The 16398-nt window shown below is 70.4% G+C and carries 16 protein-coding genes; 12 read left to right on the top strand and 4 right to left on the bottom strand.

The window, feature by feature from the left end; genetic code table 11:
* The 3 genes from EPD65_RS12435 to EPD65_RS12425 all read left to right on the top strand — a co-directional run.
* Positions 1-416 (top strand): pyridoxamine 5'-phosphate oxidase family protein (locus EPD65_RS12435; RefSeq protein WP_207891536.1); only part of this gene is annotated, 416 nt, incomplete at its 5' end.
* Between the two features lie 89 nt (positions 417-505).
* The gene (locus EPD65_RS12430) at positions 506-1357 is read left to right on the top strand and encodes a bifunctional methylenetetrahydrofolate dehydrogenase/methenyltetrahydrofolate cyclohydrolase (RefSeq protein ID WP_131584594.1); all 852 of its coding nucleotides are present in this window, start codon (positions 506-508) and stop codon (positions 1355-1357) included.
* Between the two features lies 1 nt (position 1358).
* Complete coding sequence (locus EPD65_RS12425) at positions 1359-1769, top strand: DUF3017 domain-containing protein (RefSeq protein WP_131584592.1); 411 nt, start codon at positions 1359-1361, stop codon at positions 1767-1769.
* An 84-nt stretch (positions 1770-1853) separates the two neighbouring features.
* Here EPD65_RS12425 and EPD65_RS12420 read toward each other — a convergent pair whose 3' ends face one another.
* Positions 1854-2837, bottom strand: a complete 984-nt coding sequence (locus tag EPD65_RS12420; RefSeq protein WP_131584590.1) for a malate dehydrogenase — start codon at positions 2835-2837, stop codon at positions 1854-1856.
* Positions 2838-3004: 167 nt separating this feature from the next.
* Between EPD65_RS12420 and EPD65_RS12415 the strand changes: the two genes are divergently transcribed.
* Both EPD65_RS12415 and katG read left to right on the top strand, forming a co-directional pair.
* Positions 3005-3430 carry a Fur family transcriptional regulator gene (locus EPD65_RS12415; protein ID WP_131584588.1) on the top strand — a complete coding sequence of 142 codons (426 nt, stop codon included), beginning with the start codon at positions 3005-3007 and terminating at the stop codon, positions 3428-3430.
* A gap of 40 nt (positions 3431-3470) precedes the next feature.
* Positions 3471-5615: a catalase/peroxidase HPI gene (katG, locus tag EPD65_RS12410; RefSeq protein WP_131584586.1), complete on the top strand. Its 2145-nt coding sequence runs from the start codon at positions 3471-3473 to the stop codon at positions 5613-5615.
* Positions 5616-5676: 61 nt separating this feature from the next.
* On the opposite strand, the gene aqpZ is transcribed toward katG, so the two are convergent.
* Complete coding sequence (aqpZ, locus tag EPD65_RS12405; RefSeq protein WP_131584584.1) at positions 5677-6414, bottom strand: aquaporin Z; 738 nt, start codon at positions 6412-6414, stop codon at positions 5677-5679.
* Between the two features lie 182 nt (positions 6415-6596).
* On the opposite strand from aqpZ, the gene EPD65_RS12400 reads away from it, so the two are divergent.
* Together EPD65_RS12400 and EPD65_RS12395 are read left to right on the top strand one after the other, a co-directional pair.
* Positions 6597-7370: a hypothetical protein gene (locus EPD65_RS12400; RefSeq protein WP_131584582.1), complete on the top strand. Its 774-nt coding sequence runs from the start codon at positions 6597-6599 to the stop codon at positions 7368-7370.
* A gap of 96 nt (positions 7371-7466) precedes the next feature.
* On the top strand, positions 7467-9671 hold the full coding sequence (locus EPD65_RS12395; protein WP_243640571.1) for an NADP-dependent isocitrate dehydrogenase: 2205 nt from the start codon (positions 7467-7469) through the stop codon (positions 9669-9671).
* 59 nt (positions 9672-9730) lie between these two features.
* Here the strand turns inward: EPD65_RS12395 and EPD65_RS12390 are convergent, their stop codons facing one another.
* Entirely contained in the window at positions 9731-10393 is a 663-nt protein-coding gene (locus EPD65_RS12390; protein ID WP_131584578.1) for a DUF5995 family protein, read from the bottom strand.
* 57 nt (positions 10394-10450) lie between these two features.
* Here EPD65_RS12390 and EPD65_RS12385 point away from each other — a divergent pair, with 57 nt between their 5' ends.
* The 3 genes from EPD65_RS12385 to EPD65_RS12375 all read left to right on the top strand — a co-directional run bounded on the left by EPD65_RS12385 (position 10451) and on the right by EPD65_RS12375 (position 13610).
* Positions 10451-11116 (top strand): DNA alkylation repair protein, encoded by a 666-nt coding sequence (locus EPD65_RS12385; RefSeq protein WP_243640570.1) that lies wholly within the window; start codon positions 10451-10453, stop codon positions 11114-11116.
* A gap of 80 nt (positions 11117-11196) precedes the next feature.
* On the top strand, positions 11197-12297 hold the full coding sequence (gene cax / locus EPD65_RS12380) for a calcium/proton exchanger (RefSeq protein ID WP_131584574.1): 1101 nt from the start codon (positions 11197-11199) through the stop codon (positions 12295-12297).
* Between the two features lie 71 nt (positions 12298-12368).
* Positions 12369-13610 (top strand): MFS transporter, encoded by a 1242-nt coding sequence (locus EPD65_RS12375; RefSeq protein ID WP_243640569.1) that lies wholly within the window; start codon positions 12369-12371, stop codon positions 13608-13610.
* A gap of 21 nt (positions 13611-13631) precedes the next feature.
* Here EPD65_RS12375 and EPD65_RS12370 read toward each other — a convergent pair whose 3' ends face one another.
* Entirely contained in the window at positions 13632-14720 is a 1089-nt protein-coding gene (locus EPD65_RS12370) for a hypothetical protein (RefSeq protein WP_131584572.1), read from the bottom strand.
* 79 nt (positions 14721-14799) lie between these two features.
* Here EPD65_RS12370 and trpS point away from each other — a divergent pair, with 79 nt between their 5' ends.
* Both trpS and EPD65_RS12360 read left to right on the top strand, forming a co-directional pair.
* Entirely contained in the window at positions 14800-15846 is a 1047-nt protein-coding gene (gene trpS / locus EPD65_RS12365) for a tryptophan--tRNA ligase (protein ID WP_207891535.1), read from the top strand.
* Between the two features lie 9 nt (positions 15847-15855).
* A complete protein-coding gene (locus tag EPD65_RS12360; RefSeq protein WP_131584568.1) occupies positions 15856-16398 on the top strand; it encodes a 2'-5' RNA ligase family protein in 543 nt (180 codons plus the stop codon).

The raw sequence follows: 16398 nt of genomic DNA, 5'->3' as shown, positions 1-16398 counted from the left end.
GCTCCTACAAGGGCGGGGCGCCGGGCTTCGTGCGCGTCCTCGACGAGAGGACGCTCGCCTTTCCGTCGTACGACGGCAACGGGATGTTCCTGTCGCTGGGCAATGCGTCGGAGACCGCGAAGGTCGGGCTGCTCTTCATCGACCTCGAGCATCCGAACCGGATGCGGGTCCACGGCGAGGCGACCGTGTCCGCCGACGACCCGCTCCTCGACACCTGGCCGGGCGCGATCCTCGTCGTCCGCGTCAGCGTCACCGACGTCTTCCCGAACTGCCCGCGCTACATCCACCGCTGGCAGAAGGTGGCGGAGTCGCCGTTCGTCCCGCACGCGGGTGTCGCTCCGCCGATCCCCGGCTGGAAGCAGGCGGAGTGGGCCTGCGACGCGCTGCCGCACGACGACCCGGCGTACCGGCCCTGAGCCCGGCCCCGAGTCCGGCCCCGAGTCCTGGCGTCCGGCGGCGCGCGCGGAGAGCGGCGTACGCCTGCTGACTCCCTAGACTGACCCCCGTGACTGCACAGAAGCTTGACGGCACCGCCACCTCCGCCGCGATCAAGGACGAGCTCAAGGTTCGGATCGGCGCGCTCCGCGACCAGGGCGTCGTGCCTGGTCTCGGCACGATCCTGGTCGGCGACGACCCGGGCTCGCGGTGGTACGTCGGCGGCAAGCACAAGGACTGCGCCGAGGTCGGCATCGAGTCGATCCGCATCGACCTCCCCGAGACCGCCTCCCAGGAGGAGATCGAGGACGCCGTCCGGCAGCTCAACGACGACCCGGCCTGCACCGGCTACATCGTGCAGCTCCCGCTCCCGCGCGGCCGCGACGAGAACCGTGTGCTCGGCCTGATCGACCCCGCCAAGGACGCCGACGGCCTGCACCCGACCAACCTCGGCTGGCTGGTGCTCGGCAAGGAGGCTCCGCTGCCCTGCACGCCGTACGGCATCGTCGAGATCCTCCGCCGCCACGGCGTCGAGATCGCCGGCAAGGAGGTCGTGGTCGTCGGTCGCGGCGTCACCGTCGGCCGCCCGCTCGGCCTGCTGCTCACGCGTCGCAGCGAGAACGCGACCGTCACCCTCTGCCACACCGGCACCGTCGACCTGGCCGCGCACGTGCGCAAGGCCGACATCGTCGTGGCCGCCGCCGGCGTTCCCGGAATCATCACCGCCGACATGGTCAAGCCGGGCGCTGCGGTCCTCGACGTGGGCGTCTCGCGCGTCGACGGCAAGGTCACCGGCGATGTCGCCGACGACGTCTGGGACGTCGCCGGCTGGGTCTCGCCCAACCCCGGTGGAGTCGGCCCGATGACCCGCGCGATGCTGCTGGCCAACGTCGTGAGCATCGCCGAGAGCAAGCTGGCCTGACGTGGCGGACGAGCCGCTCGAGCCGGTCGACGACACGGAGCCCGTCCTCCCCGAGGACGCGGACCTTCCGGACGACGTCGTCGCGGGTGTCGATGCGGTTCGTGGACCGATCCCGCCGCTGCGCGAGGTCGCCCGGATCAAGCAGCCCGAGACGATCGGCGGCGTGATCTACCTGGTCGTGCTCGGCCTGGCGCTCGTGGGTATCGCGATCGGTGCGGCCGGGCCGTGGCGCCTCGGCGTCACCTGGCTCGGCGGTGCGCTCCTCGTCGCGACCGCCGGTCGGCTGATCCTGCCCGGCGACGACGCCGGCATGCTCGGCGTACGACGGCGGCGGTTTGACACGCTGCTGCTGGCGAGCGTGGGCATCGCGCTGATCGTCCTGGCCGCGACGATCCCCGACCAGCCTCGCTGACGCCAGAACGCCGAGACGGGGCCCGTGCCGGAGAAGTCCCCGGCACGAGCCCCGTCTCACGTGGGCACGGGCCCCGTCTTGGTGTCAGATCAGGCCGAGCTCCGTGACAGCGGCCTTCTCGTCGGCCAGCTCGGCGACGGACGCGTCGATACGACCACGCGAGAAGTCCGAGATCTCGAGGCCCTGGACGATGCTCCAGTCGCCGCCGGACGTCGTGACCGGGAACGACGAGATGAGTCCCTCGGGGACCCCGTAGGAGCCGTCGGAGACGACCGCCATCGAGACCCAGTCGCCCGCGGGGGTGCCGTTGAGCCAGTCGCGGGCGGCGTTGCAGGTCGCCGACGCGGCGGAGGCGGCCGAGGAGGCGCCACGGGCGTCGATGATCGCGGCGCCACGCTTGGCGACGGTGGGGATGAAGTCGTTCTCCACCCAGGCCTGGTCGTTGACGACCTCGGCGGCGTTCTTGCCGGCGATCTCGGCGTGGAAGAGGTCGGGGTACTGGGTGGCCGAGTGGTTGCCCCAGATCGTCATCTTCGTGATGTCGTTGACCGACGCGCCGGTCTTCGCAGCGAGCTGCGACAGGGCGCGGTTGTGGTCGAGACGGGTCAGCGCCGAGAAGCGCTCGTTGGGGATGTCGATCGCGTTGGTCATCGCGATGAGCGCGTTGGTGTTGGCCGGGTTGCCGGTCACGCCGATGCGGACGTCGTCAGCGGCGACCTCGTTGAGGGCCTTGCCCTGCGCGGTGAAGATCGCGCCATTGGCGGAGAGCAGGTCGCCACGCTCCATGCCCGGGCCACGCGGACGCGCGCCGACGAGCAGGGCCAGGTTGACGCCGTCGAAGATCTTCGTCGGGTCGGAGCCGATCTCGACGCCGGCGAGACCCGGGAACGCGCAGTCGTCGAGCTCCATCACGACGCCCTCGAGCGCCTTGAGGGCGGGCTCGATCTCCAGCAGCTGGAGCTGGATCGGGCGGTCGCCGAGGGCGCCGCTCGCGAGGCGGAAGAGAAGGCTGTAACCGATCTGACCGGCGGCGCCGGTGACGGCGACCTTGAGCGGGGTGGTGCTCACGAGAAAACTCCTGGGAGTCGACGGGCGGGATGCCCTCGACGCTAGCAGCGGCCGCGTGCGTGAGGGAGTGCGTCCGATTTCCATCTCGTGCAACACGGGGGTGGATCGTCACCAACTCGCCGCGTTCTTTTCTTGAATCATTCAAAATAAGCGTGCATGATGCTGACATGACCCCGCGCCCCGACTACTCGGTCCTCCTGCGAGGTGCCGAGCTGCGCGTCACCCGGCCTCGCGTGGCGACGCTCGAAGCGGTCTTCGGTCATCCGCATGCCGACACCGAGACGGTCATCTCCGTCGTACGTCGGGAGCTGCCGGAGGTCTCGCACCAGGCGGTCTACGACTCGCTGCATGCGCTGACCGCGGCGGGCCTGGTCCGCCGGATCCAGCCGCACGGTCACCTCGCGCGTTACGAGTCGCGCGTGGGGGACAACCACCACCACGTCGTGTGCCGCTCGTGCGGCGCGATCGGCGACGTCGACTGCGCCGTCGGTGCGGCTCCCTGCCTGCACGCCTCCGACACCCACGGCTTCGTGATCGACGAGGCCGAGGTCATCTACTGGGGCACCTGCCCCTCCTGCTCCGCACCTGCCTGACCCATCCCTGCCCGATCCACCCCTCTCCGGAAGGTTCCTCATGTCCGAGTGCCCCGTCGCCCACGGCCCCCGCACCCATCCCACGCAGGGTCACGCCAACACCGAGTGGTGGCCCAACAAGCTGAACCTGAAGATCCTCGCCAAGAACCCTGCGGTCGCGAACCCGCTCGGTGAGGGCTTCGACTACAAGGCGGCGTTCGAGGGCCTCGACCTGGCTGCCGTCAAGGCCGACATCGCGGCTGTCCTGACGGACTCCAAGGACTGGTGGCCGGCCGACTTCGGTCACTACGGCCCGCTGATGATCCGCCTCGCCTGGCACGCCGCCGGCACCTACCGGTCGCACGACGGCCGCGGTGGCGCGGGCGCCGGCCAGCAGCGCTTCGCCCCGCTCAACTCGTGGCCGGACAACGGCAACCTCGACAAGGCCCGCCGCCTGCTGTGGCCGGTCAAGAAGAAGTACGGCCAGGCGCTGTCCTGGGCCGACCTCTTCGTGCTCGTCGGCAACGTCGCGCTTGAGGACATGGGCTTCGACACCTTCGGCTTCGGTGGCGGTCGTGCCGACGTCTGGGAGGCCGACGACGACGTCTACTGGGGTCCGGAGAAGGTCTGGCTCGACGACGAGCGCTACAGCGGCGACCGCGAGCTCGAGGCGCCGCTCGCCGCCGTCCAGATGGGCCTGATCTACGTCAACCCGCAGGGCCCCAACGGCAACCCGGACCCGCTGCTCGCTGCGAAGGACATCCGCGAGACGTTCCGCCGCATGGGCATGGACGACGAGGAGACCGTGGCGCTGATCGCGGGCGGTCACACCTTCGGCAAGGCGCACGGCGCCGGCCCCGAGGCCGCTGTCGGTCCGGAGCCGGAGGCGGCTCCGCTCGAGGCGCAGGGCTTCGGCTGGCTCTCGACCCACGGCTCGGGCAAGGGTGCCGACGCGATCACGTCCGGCCTCGAGGTGACCTGGACCCAGACGCCGGCCCAGTGGAGCAACTACTTCTTCGAGAACCTCTTCGGCTTCGAGTGGGAGCTCTCCGAGTCCCCGGCCGGTGCCAAGCAGTGGGTCGCGAAGGACGCCGATGCGGTCATCCCGGCTCCGGACGCCGACGGTGCCAAGCGCCTCCCGACGATGCTCACGACCGACCTCTCGCTGCGGTTCGACCCGGCGTACGAGGCGATCTCGCGCCGCTTCCTCGCAGACCCGGCTGCGTTCGCCGACGCGTTCGGCCGCGCGTGGTTCAAGCTGACCCACCGCGACATGGGCCCGAAGGCGCGCTACCTCGGCGCCGAGGTCCCGGCCGAGGACCTGGTCTGGCAGGACCCGCTGCCGGCCGCTGGCGGCGCGACCGACGAGGCCGCGATCGCTGCCGCGAAGGCTGCCATCGCGGCGTCCGGCCTGAGCATCGCCGAGCTCGTCTCGACCGCCTGGAAGGCCGCTGCGACGTTCCGCTCCTCCGACAAGCGCGGTGGTGCCAACGGTGGCCGGATCCGCCTCGAGCCGCAGCGCAGCTGGGCGGTCAACCAGCCCGAGGCCCTGGCCCCGGTCCTGGCGAAGCTCGAGGCGATCGCCGCGTCGACGGGCGTCAGCTTCGCCGACGTCGTCGTCCTCGCTGGTGGCGTGGGTGTCGAGCAGGCCGCTGCGGCGGCCGGCGTGACCGTCGCGGTGCCGTTCGCCGCCGGCCGCGTCGACGCGACGCAGGAGCAGACCGACCTCGAGCAGTTCGCCTGGCTCGAGCCGGTCGCCGACGGTTTCCGCAACTACGACAGTGGCTTCCTCAAGCTGCCGTCGGAGTACCTGCTCATCGACCGCGCCAACCTCCTCGGTGTCTCGGCGCCGGAGCTCACCGTCCTCGTCGGCGGCCTCCGCGTCCTCGGCAACAACTGGGACGGCTCGTCGTACGGCGTCTTCACCGACCGCCCGGGCCAGCTGACGAACGACTTCTTCGTCAACCTGCTCGAGCTCGGCACGACGTGGACGCCGCTCGACTCCGGTGCTCACGCCTTCCGCGGCGTGACCGAGTCCGGTGCCCAGTGGACCGGCACGCGTGCCGACCTGGTCTTCGGTTCCAACTCGGAGCTGCGGGCCCTCGCCGAGGTCTACGCGCAGGACGACGCCGCGGAGAAGTTCGTCGCGGACTTCGTCGCCGCCTGGGTCAAGGTCATGGAGAACGACCGCTTCGACCTCCGCTGACCGCAAGCACGAAGGGCCCGATCACCTCGCGGTGGTCGGGCCCTTCGGCGTACTGCAGGGATCAGATCCGGTCGTCGACCTCGTCGACGATCTCGCCGATCGCCTCGGCGATGTCGTCCTCGCCGCGGTAGAGCAGCGCACCGAGGATCGCGCCGGCGATCGGCGCGACGATGAAGAGCCAGACCTGGCCCAGTGCGTCGGTGTTGAACCAGGCCACCGCGAGCGAGCGGGCCGGGTTGACCGAGGTGTTGCTGACCGGGATCGAGATCAGGTGGATCAGGGTCAGCGTGAGGCCGATGGCGAGACCGGCGAAGCCCGGCGTCGCGGCCTTGGCGGACGCGCCGAGGATGACCCGGATGAACACGGCGGTGAGCACGACCTCGCAGATCGCGACGGCCAGCAGGCTGTAGCCGCCGGGGGAGTGGTCGCCGTAGCCGTTGGTGGCGAAGCCGTCCGCCGCGCTGAAGGCGGGGTTGCCGTTGGCGATCAGCCACAGGATGCCCGCGCCGGCAGAGCCGCCGAGCACCTGCGAGAGGACGTACGCCGGGACGTCGGCCCAGCTGAACCGGCCCGCCGTCGCGAGACCCACGGTGACGGCGGGGTTGAAGTGGCCGCCCGAGACGTGGCCGAACGCGTAGGCGCCGGCGACGACCGTGAGGCCGAAGGCCAGGGCGACACCGAGGTAGCCGACCTTGTCGCCGGCGAGGACGGCCGTGCCGCAGCCGCCGAGGACCAGGACGAGGGTGCCGAGGAACTCGGCGGTCCAGCGCGAGGCCGGACTGAAGGTGGGAGCAGGCATGGGGTACCTCCGGGATGTAGGAGTGAGACGGCTCAACGCTAGGGATGACACCGCGGCTCGCCGGTCGACCAGCCGGAGGGCCTGTCCGTGTCGTCCGGGTTGTCCCTCAGCGTCCTGCGGCGTCCAGCGACCTCCTGCCGCGGCCCGTGGCTGTGGTCGGGGGCGCGTGCCATGCTGCTGGTATGCGCTCCTCGCTTGCCGGTCTGGCAGCCGCGGCTGCACTCGTGCTTGTGTCGTGCGGCGGACAGCCGTCGAAGGCTCCGCACGCCGACGCGACGAAGACCGACGCGCCTTCACTCGACCCGGGTGACTTCGTCGCGCAGATCGACAACCCGTGGCTTCCCCTCCGGCCGGGCAACACGTGGGTCTACCGGAGCACCTCCGAGGACGGCGTCCAGCGCAACGTCGTGACGGTGCTCGCCGCCACGCGCGTGGTGGACGGTGTCACGGCGACCGGCGTGCACGACGTCGTCATGGACAGCCGTGGCCGGATCGTCGAGGACACCCACGACTGGTTCGCCCAGGACACCCACGGCAACGTCTGGTACCTCGGCGAGGACACCTCCGAGTACGACCCGCCTGGCGGGAAGACCTTCTCGAAGGAAGGCTCCTGGGAGGCGGGGGTCGACGGTGCGGTCGCCGGCATCGCCATGCTCGCCAACCCGCGGGTCGGCGACGGCTACCGGATGGAATACCTCGCCGGTCACGCCGAGGACCGCGCCACCGTCCGCGACCTCGACGCGTCCCTGCCAGCCGGCCTGCACCTGCCGATCTCGCTGCGTTCGGTCCTGCCGAACCTCGACAACGTCTCGCTGCTGCGGACCGAGGACACCACGCCGCTCGAGCCGGATCTCGTCGAGAACAAGTGGTACGCCGAGGGCGTCGGGGTCGTCGCGGAGAAGACGGTCGCCGGTGGCGACGAGGTGGTCCAGCTGATCCGCTTCACGCGCGGCTGACGCTCGGGCAGGATGGGCCACGGTGCGAGCCCGGTCCCGACCGGTAGCCCGCCTGAGATATCTTGACGTCAAGACTTATCCAGCACGCGAAAGAGGATGCCTCCGGTGACGGACCAGAAGATCATCTACACGCACACCGACGAGGCGCCGCTGCTCGCGACGTACTCGTTCCTCCCGATCGTCCAGGCGTACGCCGCCAAGGCAGGCGTGGAGATCGAGACTCGCGACATCTCGGTCGCCGCGCGCATCCTCGCGCAGTTCGGCCTGGCCGACGACGCGCTGACCGAGCTCGGCGAGCTGGCCAAGACGCCGGCCGCCAACATCGTGAAGCTCCCCAACATCTCGGCCTCCATCCCGCAGCTCAAGGCGGCCATCGCCGAGCTCCAGGCCAAGGGCTACGACATCCCGGACCTCCCCGAGGACGCGCAGTCCGACGAGGACAAGGCGATCGTCGCGAAGTACGACAAGGTCAAGGGCTCCGCGGTCAACCCGGTCCTGCGTGAGGGCAACTCCGACCGTCGCGCGCCGCTGTCGGTCAAGAACTACGCCAAGTCGCACCCGCACGTGAACAAGCCGTTCACCGAGGGCTCGAAGACCAACGTCGCCACCATGGGCGAGCACGACTTCAAGGCCAACGAGAAGTCCGTGACCCTGACCCAGGACGACACCCTGTCGATCGTCCTCGAGACGGCCTCCGGCCAGTCGAAGACGCTGCTCGAGGGCCTCAAGGTCCTCCAGGGCGAGATCGTCGACGCGACGAAGATGTCGGCCGCCAACCTCGACGCGTTCCTCGCCAACGCGATCGCCCGCGCCAAGGCCGAGGACGTCCTCTTCTCGGTGCACCTCAAGGCCACGATGATGAAGGTCTCGGACCCGATCATCTTCGGCCACGTCGTGAAGGCCTACTTCGCCGACGTCTTCGCCCAGTACGGCGACGACCTCGCCGCCGCGGGCCTCTCCGCCAACGACGGCCTGGGCTCGATCCTCGCCGGTCTCGGTGGCCTGTCCAACGGCGACGAGATCAAGGCGGCCTTCGAGGCCGGTCTGGCCAACGGCCCGCGCCTGTCCTACGTCAACTCCGACAAGGGCATCACCAACCTGCACGTCCCGTCCGACGTGATCGTCGACGCGTCGATGCCGGCCCTCTTCCGCAACGGCGGCCGCCTCTGGGGCGTCGACGGCGGCGAGGACGACACCCTCGCGGTCATCCCGGACTCCTCCTACGCCGGCGTCTACCAGGCCGTCATCGAGGACATCAAGGCCCACGGCCCGCTCGACCCGGCCACCATCGGCACCGTCCCGAACGTCGGCCTCATGGCGCAGGCGGCCGAGGAGTACGGCTCGCACAACAAGACCTTCGAGATCGCCGAGGCCGGCACGGTGCGCGTCCTCAACGCGGCCGGCGAGGCCCTGATCGAGCACGACGTCGAGGCCGGCGACATCTGGCGCGCCTGCCAGACCAAGGACATCCCGGTCCAGGACTGGGTCAAGCTGGCCGTCACGCGTGCGCGTGCGTCGCAGACCCCGGCGATCTTCTGGCTCGACGAGGCGCGTGCCCACGACGCCGAGCTGATCAAGAAGGTCAACGCCTACCTGCCCGAGCACGACACCACCGGCCTGGACATCAAGATCCTGTCGCCGGAGCTGGCCTGCTCCTTCTCGCTCGAGCGCATGCGCAAGGGCGAGGACACGATCTCCGTGACCGGCAACGTGCTCCGTGACTACAACACGGACCTCTTCCCGATCCTCGAGCTCGGCACCTCGGCGAAGATGCTCTCCGTCGTTCCGCTGATCCAGGGTGGTGGCCTCTTCGAGACCGGCGCCGGTGGCTCTGCCCCGAAGCACGTCGAGCAGCTCGTCTCGGAGAACTACCTCCGCTGGGACTCGCTCGGTGAGTTCTTCGCTCTGGTCCCGTCGTTCGAGAAGTACGCCGAGCAGGCCGGTGTCGCGGGTGCGCAGGTCCTCGCCGACACCCTCGACGCGGCCACCGGCACGTTCCTCAACGAGGACCGCTCGCCGGGCCGCAAGCTGGGCACCATCGACAACCGTGGTTCGCACTTCTACGTCGCGCTCTACTGGGCCGAGGCGCTCGCCGCGCAGACGGCGGACGCCGCCCTCGCCGCGGTCTTCGCCCCGCTCGCGAAGACGCTGCGTGAGAACGAGGCGACCATCGTCGAGGAGCTCCTCGCGGTCCAGGGCCAGCCGGTCGACATCGGTGGCTACTACTACCCGGACGCCGAGAAGACCGCTGCGGTCATGCGTCCGTCCGCGACGCTCAACGAGGCGCTCGCCGCTCTCTGAGGCTGAACGTCGAAACCCGGGTTTTGGTCCACCGAAACCCGGGTTTCGGCGTTCTCCCGTCAGGTCACCGGGGTGAGGAGGAGGCGCGACCCGAGGCCGACGGTGCGGTCGAGCGCGGTGCGCTGCAGCAGGTCCAGGAACGGATTGTCGCGGAGCTCCCAGAGCAGGCAGACGCTGACCCAGGCCGCCTCCCGCGCCTTGCCGATGTCCCAGGCGGCGATCAGGTGGGCGAGCGGCCCGACCTCGTCGTCCAGTGCCCGGCCGAGGTCGTCGAGGAACGAGCGGCGGATCCCGGACTCGACCTCGGCCAGCAGGTCGTTGACCTTCTCGTAGTCGGCGCGTACGTCGTCGGGTCGCCGCCCGTGGGACAGGCACGTCGCCACCACCGCCAGGGGCAGGTCGTGCTCGATGTGGGCGTTCATGCCGGCCAGCGCGAACTGGATCGGGGCCAGGTCCCGTCGCCGGGACTCGAACAGCGGTGACCAGGCCCGCGAACGCGAGGCCGGGGACGCGTCGTACGCCCGGAACCAGAGCTGCGCGAACCGCACGTCGAGGTCGGCCATGAACGCGTCGTCGGTGAATGCCGTGCCCGCCGCGAGCCGGTCCCGGACCATCGCGGTGACCTCGAGGTAGACCCGGTTGAAGACCGCCGCTCCATCGGTGGGTTCGAGCGCGGAGGCGATGGACTGCATGCGGGCGATGACGTCGTCGACGGAGGTCATCGCCTCAGCATGGACCTGCGCGCGGGAGGCTGTCCGGCGTTCGGGGAGACTGTCGGCGTGAGCCTCGCATCCGCCATCCGCTCCGCTCTCGGCGCCGCTGCCGACCCCACGATCGCGCCCGGCCAGCAGGCGTACATGAAGTCGGCGATGCCGTTCCTCGGCGTGCGCGGGCCGGAGGTCCGTCGGATCACTCGCGAGCTGGTCCGTGAGGTCGGGGTGAAGGACGCGGAGACGCTCGCCGCGACCTCACGCGAGCTGTGGGACGACGCCACCCACCGCGAGGAGCGGTACGCCGCCAGCGAGCTGCTCACCTTCACCGTGCTGCGGGGCGACTGGTCGCTGGTGCCCTACCTCGAACACATCGCGCGAACCGGTCAGTGGTGGGACCACGTCGACGGCATCGCCAAGCGCGTCGCTGCGCTGCACGACGCGCACCCCGGGACCACGGCGGATCTCGTGCGGCGGTGGAGCACCGACGACGACTTCTGGGTCCGCCGCCTGGCGATCATCAGCCAGCTCGGACGCCGCGACCGCACCGACCGCGAACTGCTCGCCGAGGTCATCGAGCCGAGCCGCGAGGACCGCGAGTTCTTCCTGCGCAAGGCGATCGGCTGGTCCTTGCGGGACCTGGCGAAGACCGACCCCGCGTGGGTCCGGGCGTACGTGGAGCGGACCGACCTCAGCCCGCTGAGCCGACGCGAGGCGCTCAAGCACCTCGCGTAACGCCGAAACCCGGGACTCGACCCGCTGAAACCCGGGTCTCGCCGCGCCAAAACCCGGGACTCGACGTTAGGTTGCCGTCCATGAGCACGCAGACGGCCCCGGCGCCGACGTTCGTCCGCAGCGACCTGGTGATGCTCGGCGGTGGTGCCGTCGCGACGGCGCTCGCCGGTGTCGCCCACTACGCCGGCTGGGTCGGCTGGCTGACCTTCGTCCTCGCCGCGGTCGCGGTCGGCCTGATGGCGAGCATCGTCGGCCTCGCGGTCGAGCAGCTCGGCGACCGGTTCGGTCCGGGCGCGACCGGTGTCCTGCAGAGCGCGCTGGGCAACCTGCCGGAGCTCTTCATCTGCCTCTTCGCCCTCAAGGCGGGTCTCGTCGAGGTCGTGCAGGCCGCGATCATCGGATCGATCCTCAGCAACCTGTTGCTGGTGCTGGGCCTGGCCTTCGTCGTGGGCGGTCTCAAGCACGGCTCGCAGAAGATCGACTCCGGTCGTGCCCGGACGATCTCGATCCTGCTCACCGTTGCAGTCGTCGCCCTCGTCCTGCCCTCGCTGACCGCCGTGATGCACACGCCCGCTGCGGGCCACGAGAAGGCGCTGTCGATGATCGCCTCGGTGGTGCTGCTCGCGCTCTTCGCGCTCACGCTCCCGGCGTCCCTCAAGCGGGACAACTCCACCGGCATGGACAAGATGGACGGCGACGAGTCCGCCCACGAGGCGGCGCGCTGGCCGGTGGGCCTGGCCGTCGGCATGCTCGCCGTGGCGGGCGTCGTGGCCGCCTTCGTCTCCGACTGGTTCGTCGGGGCGCTCGAGCCGGCCATGCAGTCGTGGGGTGTCAGCGAGGCGTTCGCCGGTCTGGTCATCGTCGCGATCGCCGGCAACGCGATCGAGAACGTCATCGGCATCCAGCTCGCCGCGCGCAACCAGTCCGAGTACGCCTTCCAGATCGTCATCAACTCGCCGCTGCAGATCGCCCTCGTGCTGGCACCCGTCCTGGTGATCCTGTCGTCGGTCCTCGGCTTCACCGCCCTGACGCTGGTCTTCAGCCCGGTGCTGATCGTGGCGGTCTTCCTCTCCGTGCTGATCGCAGCGCTGATCACGATCGACGGCGAGTCCAACTGGATCGAGGGTGCTGCCCTGATCGGCGTCTACGTCGTCATCGCCGCCTCCTTCTGGTGGGGCTGACGCCCGGCCCTGTGACCCGATCGTGATCCGGGTGCCGGAATGAAGCGGCGCCGTCACCCTGTTGGCCCTTCGTGACTGCCACGAGCGCGACCCCGTCGACCGCCCCGCACCCGGAGACCCCGGACAGCGGGGCGGTCGGCCGTCGCCACGTCGGCCTCGCGATCCTCGCGCTGGCCATGGGCGGCTTCACCATCGGCACCACCGAGTTCCTCACGATGGGTGTCCTGCCCGAGATCGCGCGCGGCGTGGACGTCAGCGTCCCGGCCGCCGGCCGCGTCATCTCGGCGTACGCGCTGGGGGTCGTGGTCGGTGTGCCGATCCTGGCGTTCTTCGGGGCGAAGCTCCCGCGTCGCGCGATGCTGGTCGGCCTGATGACCGCGTACGCCGCGGCGAACGTCGCCTCCGCACTCGCGCCCGGCTACCTCGTGCTCGGTGCAGCTCGTTTCGTCGGTGGCCTGCCGCACGGCGCCTACTTCGGCGTCGCATCGCTCGTCGCTGCAGGACTCGTGGCGCCGGAGCGCCGGGGTCGTGCCGTCGCAAGCGTGATGCTCGGGCTGAGCGTCGCCAACGTGGTCGGCGTACCCGCAGCGACGTGGCTGGGGCAGAACGCCGGCTGGCGCGCGTCGTACCTCCTGGCCGGGGTGCTGGCGCTGGTGACGGTCGGGCTGGTGCTCGCCTTCGTGCCGCACCTTCCCACCGACACGGCGGCCAGTGGCGGTCGTGAGGAGGCGCGGGCCTTCTTCGGCAACCTCCAGGTCTGGCTGACGATGGGCGTCGGTGCGGTGGGCTTCGGCGGCCTCTTCGCGGTCTACTCCTACATCGCCAAGACCGTCACCGAGGTCGGCGGGCTGGGCGAGTCGACCGTGCCGATCTTCGTGCTGGCCATGGGCCTCGGCATGGTCGTCGGCACCTGGCTGGCGGGCGAGCTCGCCGGCTGGTCGGTCTTCCGCTCACTGCTCGCGTCCTCTGCGGCTGGCGCGGTGGTGATGGGTATCTACTGGTTCGCAGCGCCGCACGGCTGGTGGCTGTGGCCGGTGGCGTTCCTGGTCACCGCCGTGGGCTCGGTGCTGGTCGTGAACCTGCAGCTCCGCCTCATGGACGTCGCCGGTGATGCCGTCACGCTGGGGGCCGCGATGAACCACGCCGCGCTCAACATCGCCAACGCGCTCGGTGCCTGGCTCGGCGGCATCGTGATCGCCGCCGGCTACGGCTACCGCTCGCCGGCGCTCGTGGGCGCCGCGCTGTCCGTCGTCGGCCTCGCGATCCTGCTGGTCTCGGCCCGCGTCCATGTGCGCGGCCGCGTCACGGCCTGACCCGAGTCAGTCAGCGCCGGCTCAGTCGGCCGTGCTGAAATCCAGCGGTACGTCGGTCCAGGTCTTCCCGTCGGAGGACTCCGAGACCTTCGGGGACAGGCTGTAGAGCCTGCCGCCACTGGCCCGCAGGGCGTGCCGGTCGACGGTGATCACGTCGGTCGGGTCCGCGAGCGACACGAGGACGCCGCCGTGGGCGTCGCTGCCGTTGCCGACGCGGCCGGTGATCAGCAGCCGGTCGCCGACCAGCCCGATGGCCAGGTCGTCCGACGGCGTCGGCAGCAGGGTGGTCGTCCACCCGGTGTCGCCCGTGCTGCGGCTCAGCCAGCCGGCGAGCCGGAACTTCCGGTCGTGGACCAGCATGATCGTGCGGTCCGCGTTCGCGTAGAGCTCGGCCTGGTCGGTCACGAGCGCGTGCGGCAGGACCACCGTGTCGTGGTCCCAGGTCCGGCCTCCGTTGCCGGACCACGAGAACACCAGCCTCCGCACAGTGCCTCCCAGGGTGGTGACGGCGCCGCTGGGGCTGAGGATCGTCGGAGGCAGGCCACCTCCGTGGTCGATCCCGTCGGGCGGGAGCGGGGCAAAGGAGTCATCCGAGGGCCGGAACGCCGGGTAGCCGTACGAGCCGAGCAGCAGGTCGCCCGCCTTCGCGGTACGCGGCTTGGCCGTGACCCGGGGTGACGTGGTCGCCACACCGGCTTCCGAGACCATCACCGACGTGCCGATGTGAGCCCCGTCCGGGCCCGACATCAGGAAGCCACCGTCGTACGCCAGGGGCAGATCGGTCATCAGGGAGCCGTCCGAGCTCGAGCCCGTCATGCGGCCGGTGGGGGAGAACGTCATCCACGCCGTCGCCTCGCGCTCGCCCTCCATGCCGGCCACGCCCCACGCGAGCATGGTCGCGCCGTCCGGCGTACGGGCGATGGAGCTGGGAGCGCCCGCGACCCTGGCGAGGGCCATCGCCTCGTCGTCGCCGATGCCGTCGACGACGTCGGTGACCTTCTCCTCCGAGGCCCGCATGGTCCACGGGACCGCAGCCTCGTCGTCCGAGCAGGCCGCGAGTGCCGGGGCGAGCAGGCTGAGCAGCAGGACGGGAGTGAGCCGGACACGCATCGGGCCTCCTGGCGACGGGATCCCGCCAGCATCTCAGTCGACCCGACCGCGGGCCAGCAGGCGCGCACCGCCTGACACAATGGCGGGCATGTCAACGCCTGCCGCCACGCCCACGGCCCGCCCGCGGGTCCTCTCCGGGATCCAGCCGACGTCGGACTCGTTCCACTTCGGCAACTACCTGGGTGCGACGCGGCAGTGGCTGGGCTTCCAGGACGAGTTCGAGCCGTTCTTCTTCCTGGCCGACCTGCACGCGATCACCGTCGAGCAGCCCGACCCGAAGGTGCTCCGCAAGCGGTCGCTCGTCTCCGCGGCGCAGCTCTTCGCGATGGGCATCGACCCCGAGCGCAGCGCGGTCTTCATCCAGAGCCAGGTCCCGGAGCACGCCCAGCTCGGCTGGGTGCTCCAGTGCCTGACCGGCTTCGGCGAGGCCCGCCGGATGACCCAGTTCAAGGACAAGTCGGCCAAGGGTGGCGAGGGCGCGTCCAGCGTCGGCCTCTTCACCTACCCGATCCTCCAGGCAGCGGACATCCTGCTCTACCGCCCGCAGTACGTCCCGGTCGGCGAGGACCAGCGCCAGCACCTCGAGCTGACCCGCGACCTCGCGCAGCGCTTCAACACGCGCTACAAGAAGGCGTTCCGCCTCCCGGAGCCGTACATCCTCAAGGAGACGGCGAAGATCAACGACCTGCAGGCGCCCGAGAAGAAGATGTCGAAGTCGTCCTCGACGCCGGGCGGCATCATCTTCCTGCTCGACGAGCCGTCGGTCTCCGCGAAGAAGATCAAGTCCGCGGTCACCGACTCCGAGGCCGAGGTCCGCTTCGACGAGGAGCACAAGCCGGGCGTCTCCAACCTGCTCAGCATCTACTCGGCCCTCACCGGCGACACGATCGAGGACCTCGAGAAGAAGTACGCCGGTCAGGGCTACGGCTCGTTCAAGGGCGACCTCGCCGATGTCGTGGTCGACTTCGTGACCCCGTTCCGGGCGCGGACGCTTGAGCTGCTCGAGGACGAGGCCCACCTGATGGCGCTGCTGGAGTCGGGCGCCGAGCGGGCTCGCGCGGTCGCGTCGAAGACGCTCGCAGATGTCTACGAGCGCGTGGGCTTCGCCGCCCCGTTCACTCGCTAAGGTCCTCCCATGCCCACCATCGGCGTCTCGATCGCACTCCCGGAGCCCTGGGCCACCCAGCTCCAGGAGTACCGGCAGTCGATCGGTGACCTGACCGCAGCGAAGATCCCTACGCACATCACGTTGGTGCCGCCGACGGAGATCGACGACCTCGAGGCGATCGAGCAGCACCTGGCCACCGTGACCGAGGGGTTCCCGGCGTTCCGCATCCACCTCCGTGGCACGGGCACGTTCCGGCCGGTCTCGCCGGTGGTCTTCGTCAACGTCGTGGAGGGCATCGCCGAGTGCGAGCTGCTCTACTCCGCGGTGCGGCGCGGCCCCCTCGCCGGTGACTCGGAGTTCCCGTACCACCCGCACGTGACGATCGGCCACCACCTCGACGACGCCGCGCTTGACCGCGCCTTCGATGAGCTGGCCAGCTTCGACGGCAGCTTCATCGTCAACGACGTCCACCTCTACGTGCACGACGACGAGCTGGGCTGGCGGATCGACCGCTCGTTCCCGCTGGAGCCCGTGCCGCTCCCGAGCCAGCCGGTCGGCGCCGGGGCCTGA

Source organism: Nocardioides jejuensis, from assembly GCF_004337475.1.
Taxonomy (GTDB): Bacteria; Actinomycetota; Actinomycetes; order Propionibacteriales; family Nocardioidaceae; genus Nocardioides; species Nocardioides jejuensis.
This window is presented reverse-complemented; position numbering and strand designations above follow the sequence as displayed.

Excerpts from the sequence above, each read along its gene's own strand:
- EPD65_RS12415 (WP_131584588.1), top strand. The coding sequence starts at position 3,005 with ATGACCCCGCGCCCCGACTACTCGGTCCTCCTGCGAGGTGCCGAGCTG.
- katG (WP_131584586.1), top strand. The coding sequence starts at position 3,471 with ATGTCCGAGTGCCCCGTCGCCCACGGCCCCCGCACCCATCCCACGCAG.
- aqpZ (WP_131584584.1), bottom strand. The coding sequence starts at position 6,414 with ATGCCTGCTCCCACCTTCAGTCCGGCCTCGCGCTGGACCGCCGAGTTC.
- EPD65_RS12400 (WP_131584582.1), top strand. The coding sequence starts at position 6,597 with ATGCGCTCCTCGCTTGCCGGTCTGGCAGCCGCGGCTGCACTCGTGCTT.
- EPD65_RS12395 (WP_243640571.1), top strand. The coding sequence starts at position 7,467 with ATGCCTCCGGTGACGGACCAGAAGATCATCTACACGCACACCGACGAG.
- EPD65_RS12390 (WP_131584578.1), bottom strand. The coding sequence starts at position 10,393 with ATGACCTCCGTCGACGACGTCATCGCCCGCATGCAGTCCATCGCCTCC.
- cax (WP_131584574.1), top strand. The coding sequence starts at position 11,197 with ATGAGCACGCAGACGGCCCCGGCGCCGACGTTCGTCCGCAGCGACCTG.
- EPD65_RS12370 (WP_131584572.1), bottom strand. The coding sequence starts at position 14,720 with ATGCGTGTCCGGCTCACTCCCGTCCTGCTGCTCAGCCTGCTCGCCCCG.
- trpS (WP_207891535.1), top strand. The coding sequence starts at position 14,800 with ATGGCGGGCATGTCAACGCCTGCCGCCACGCCCACGGCCCGCCCGCGG.
- EPD65_RS12360 (WP_131584568.1), top strand. The coding sequence starts at position 15,856 with ATGCCCACCATCGGCGTCTCGATCGCACTCCCGGAGCCCTGGGCCACC.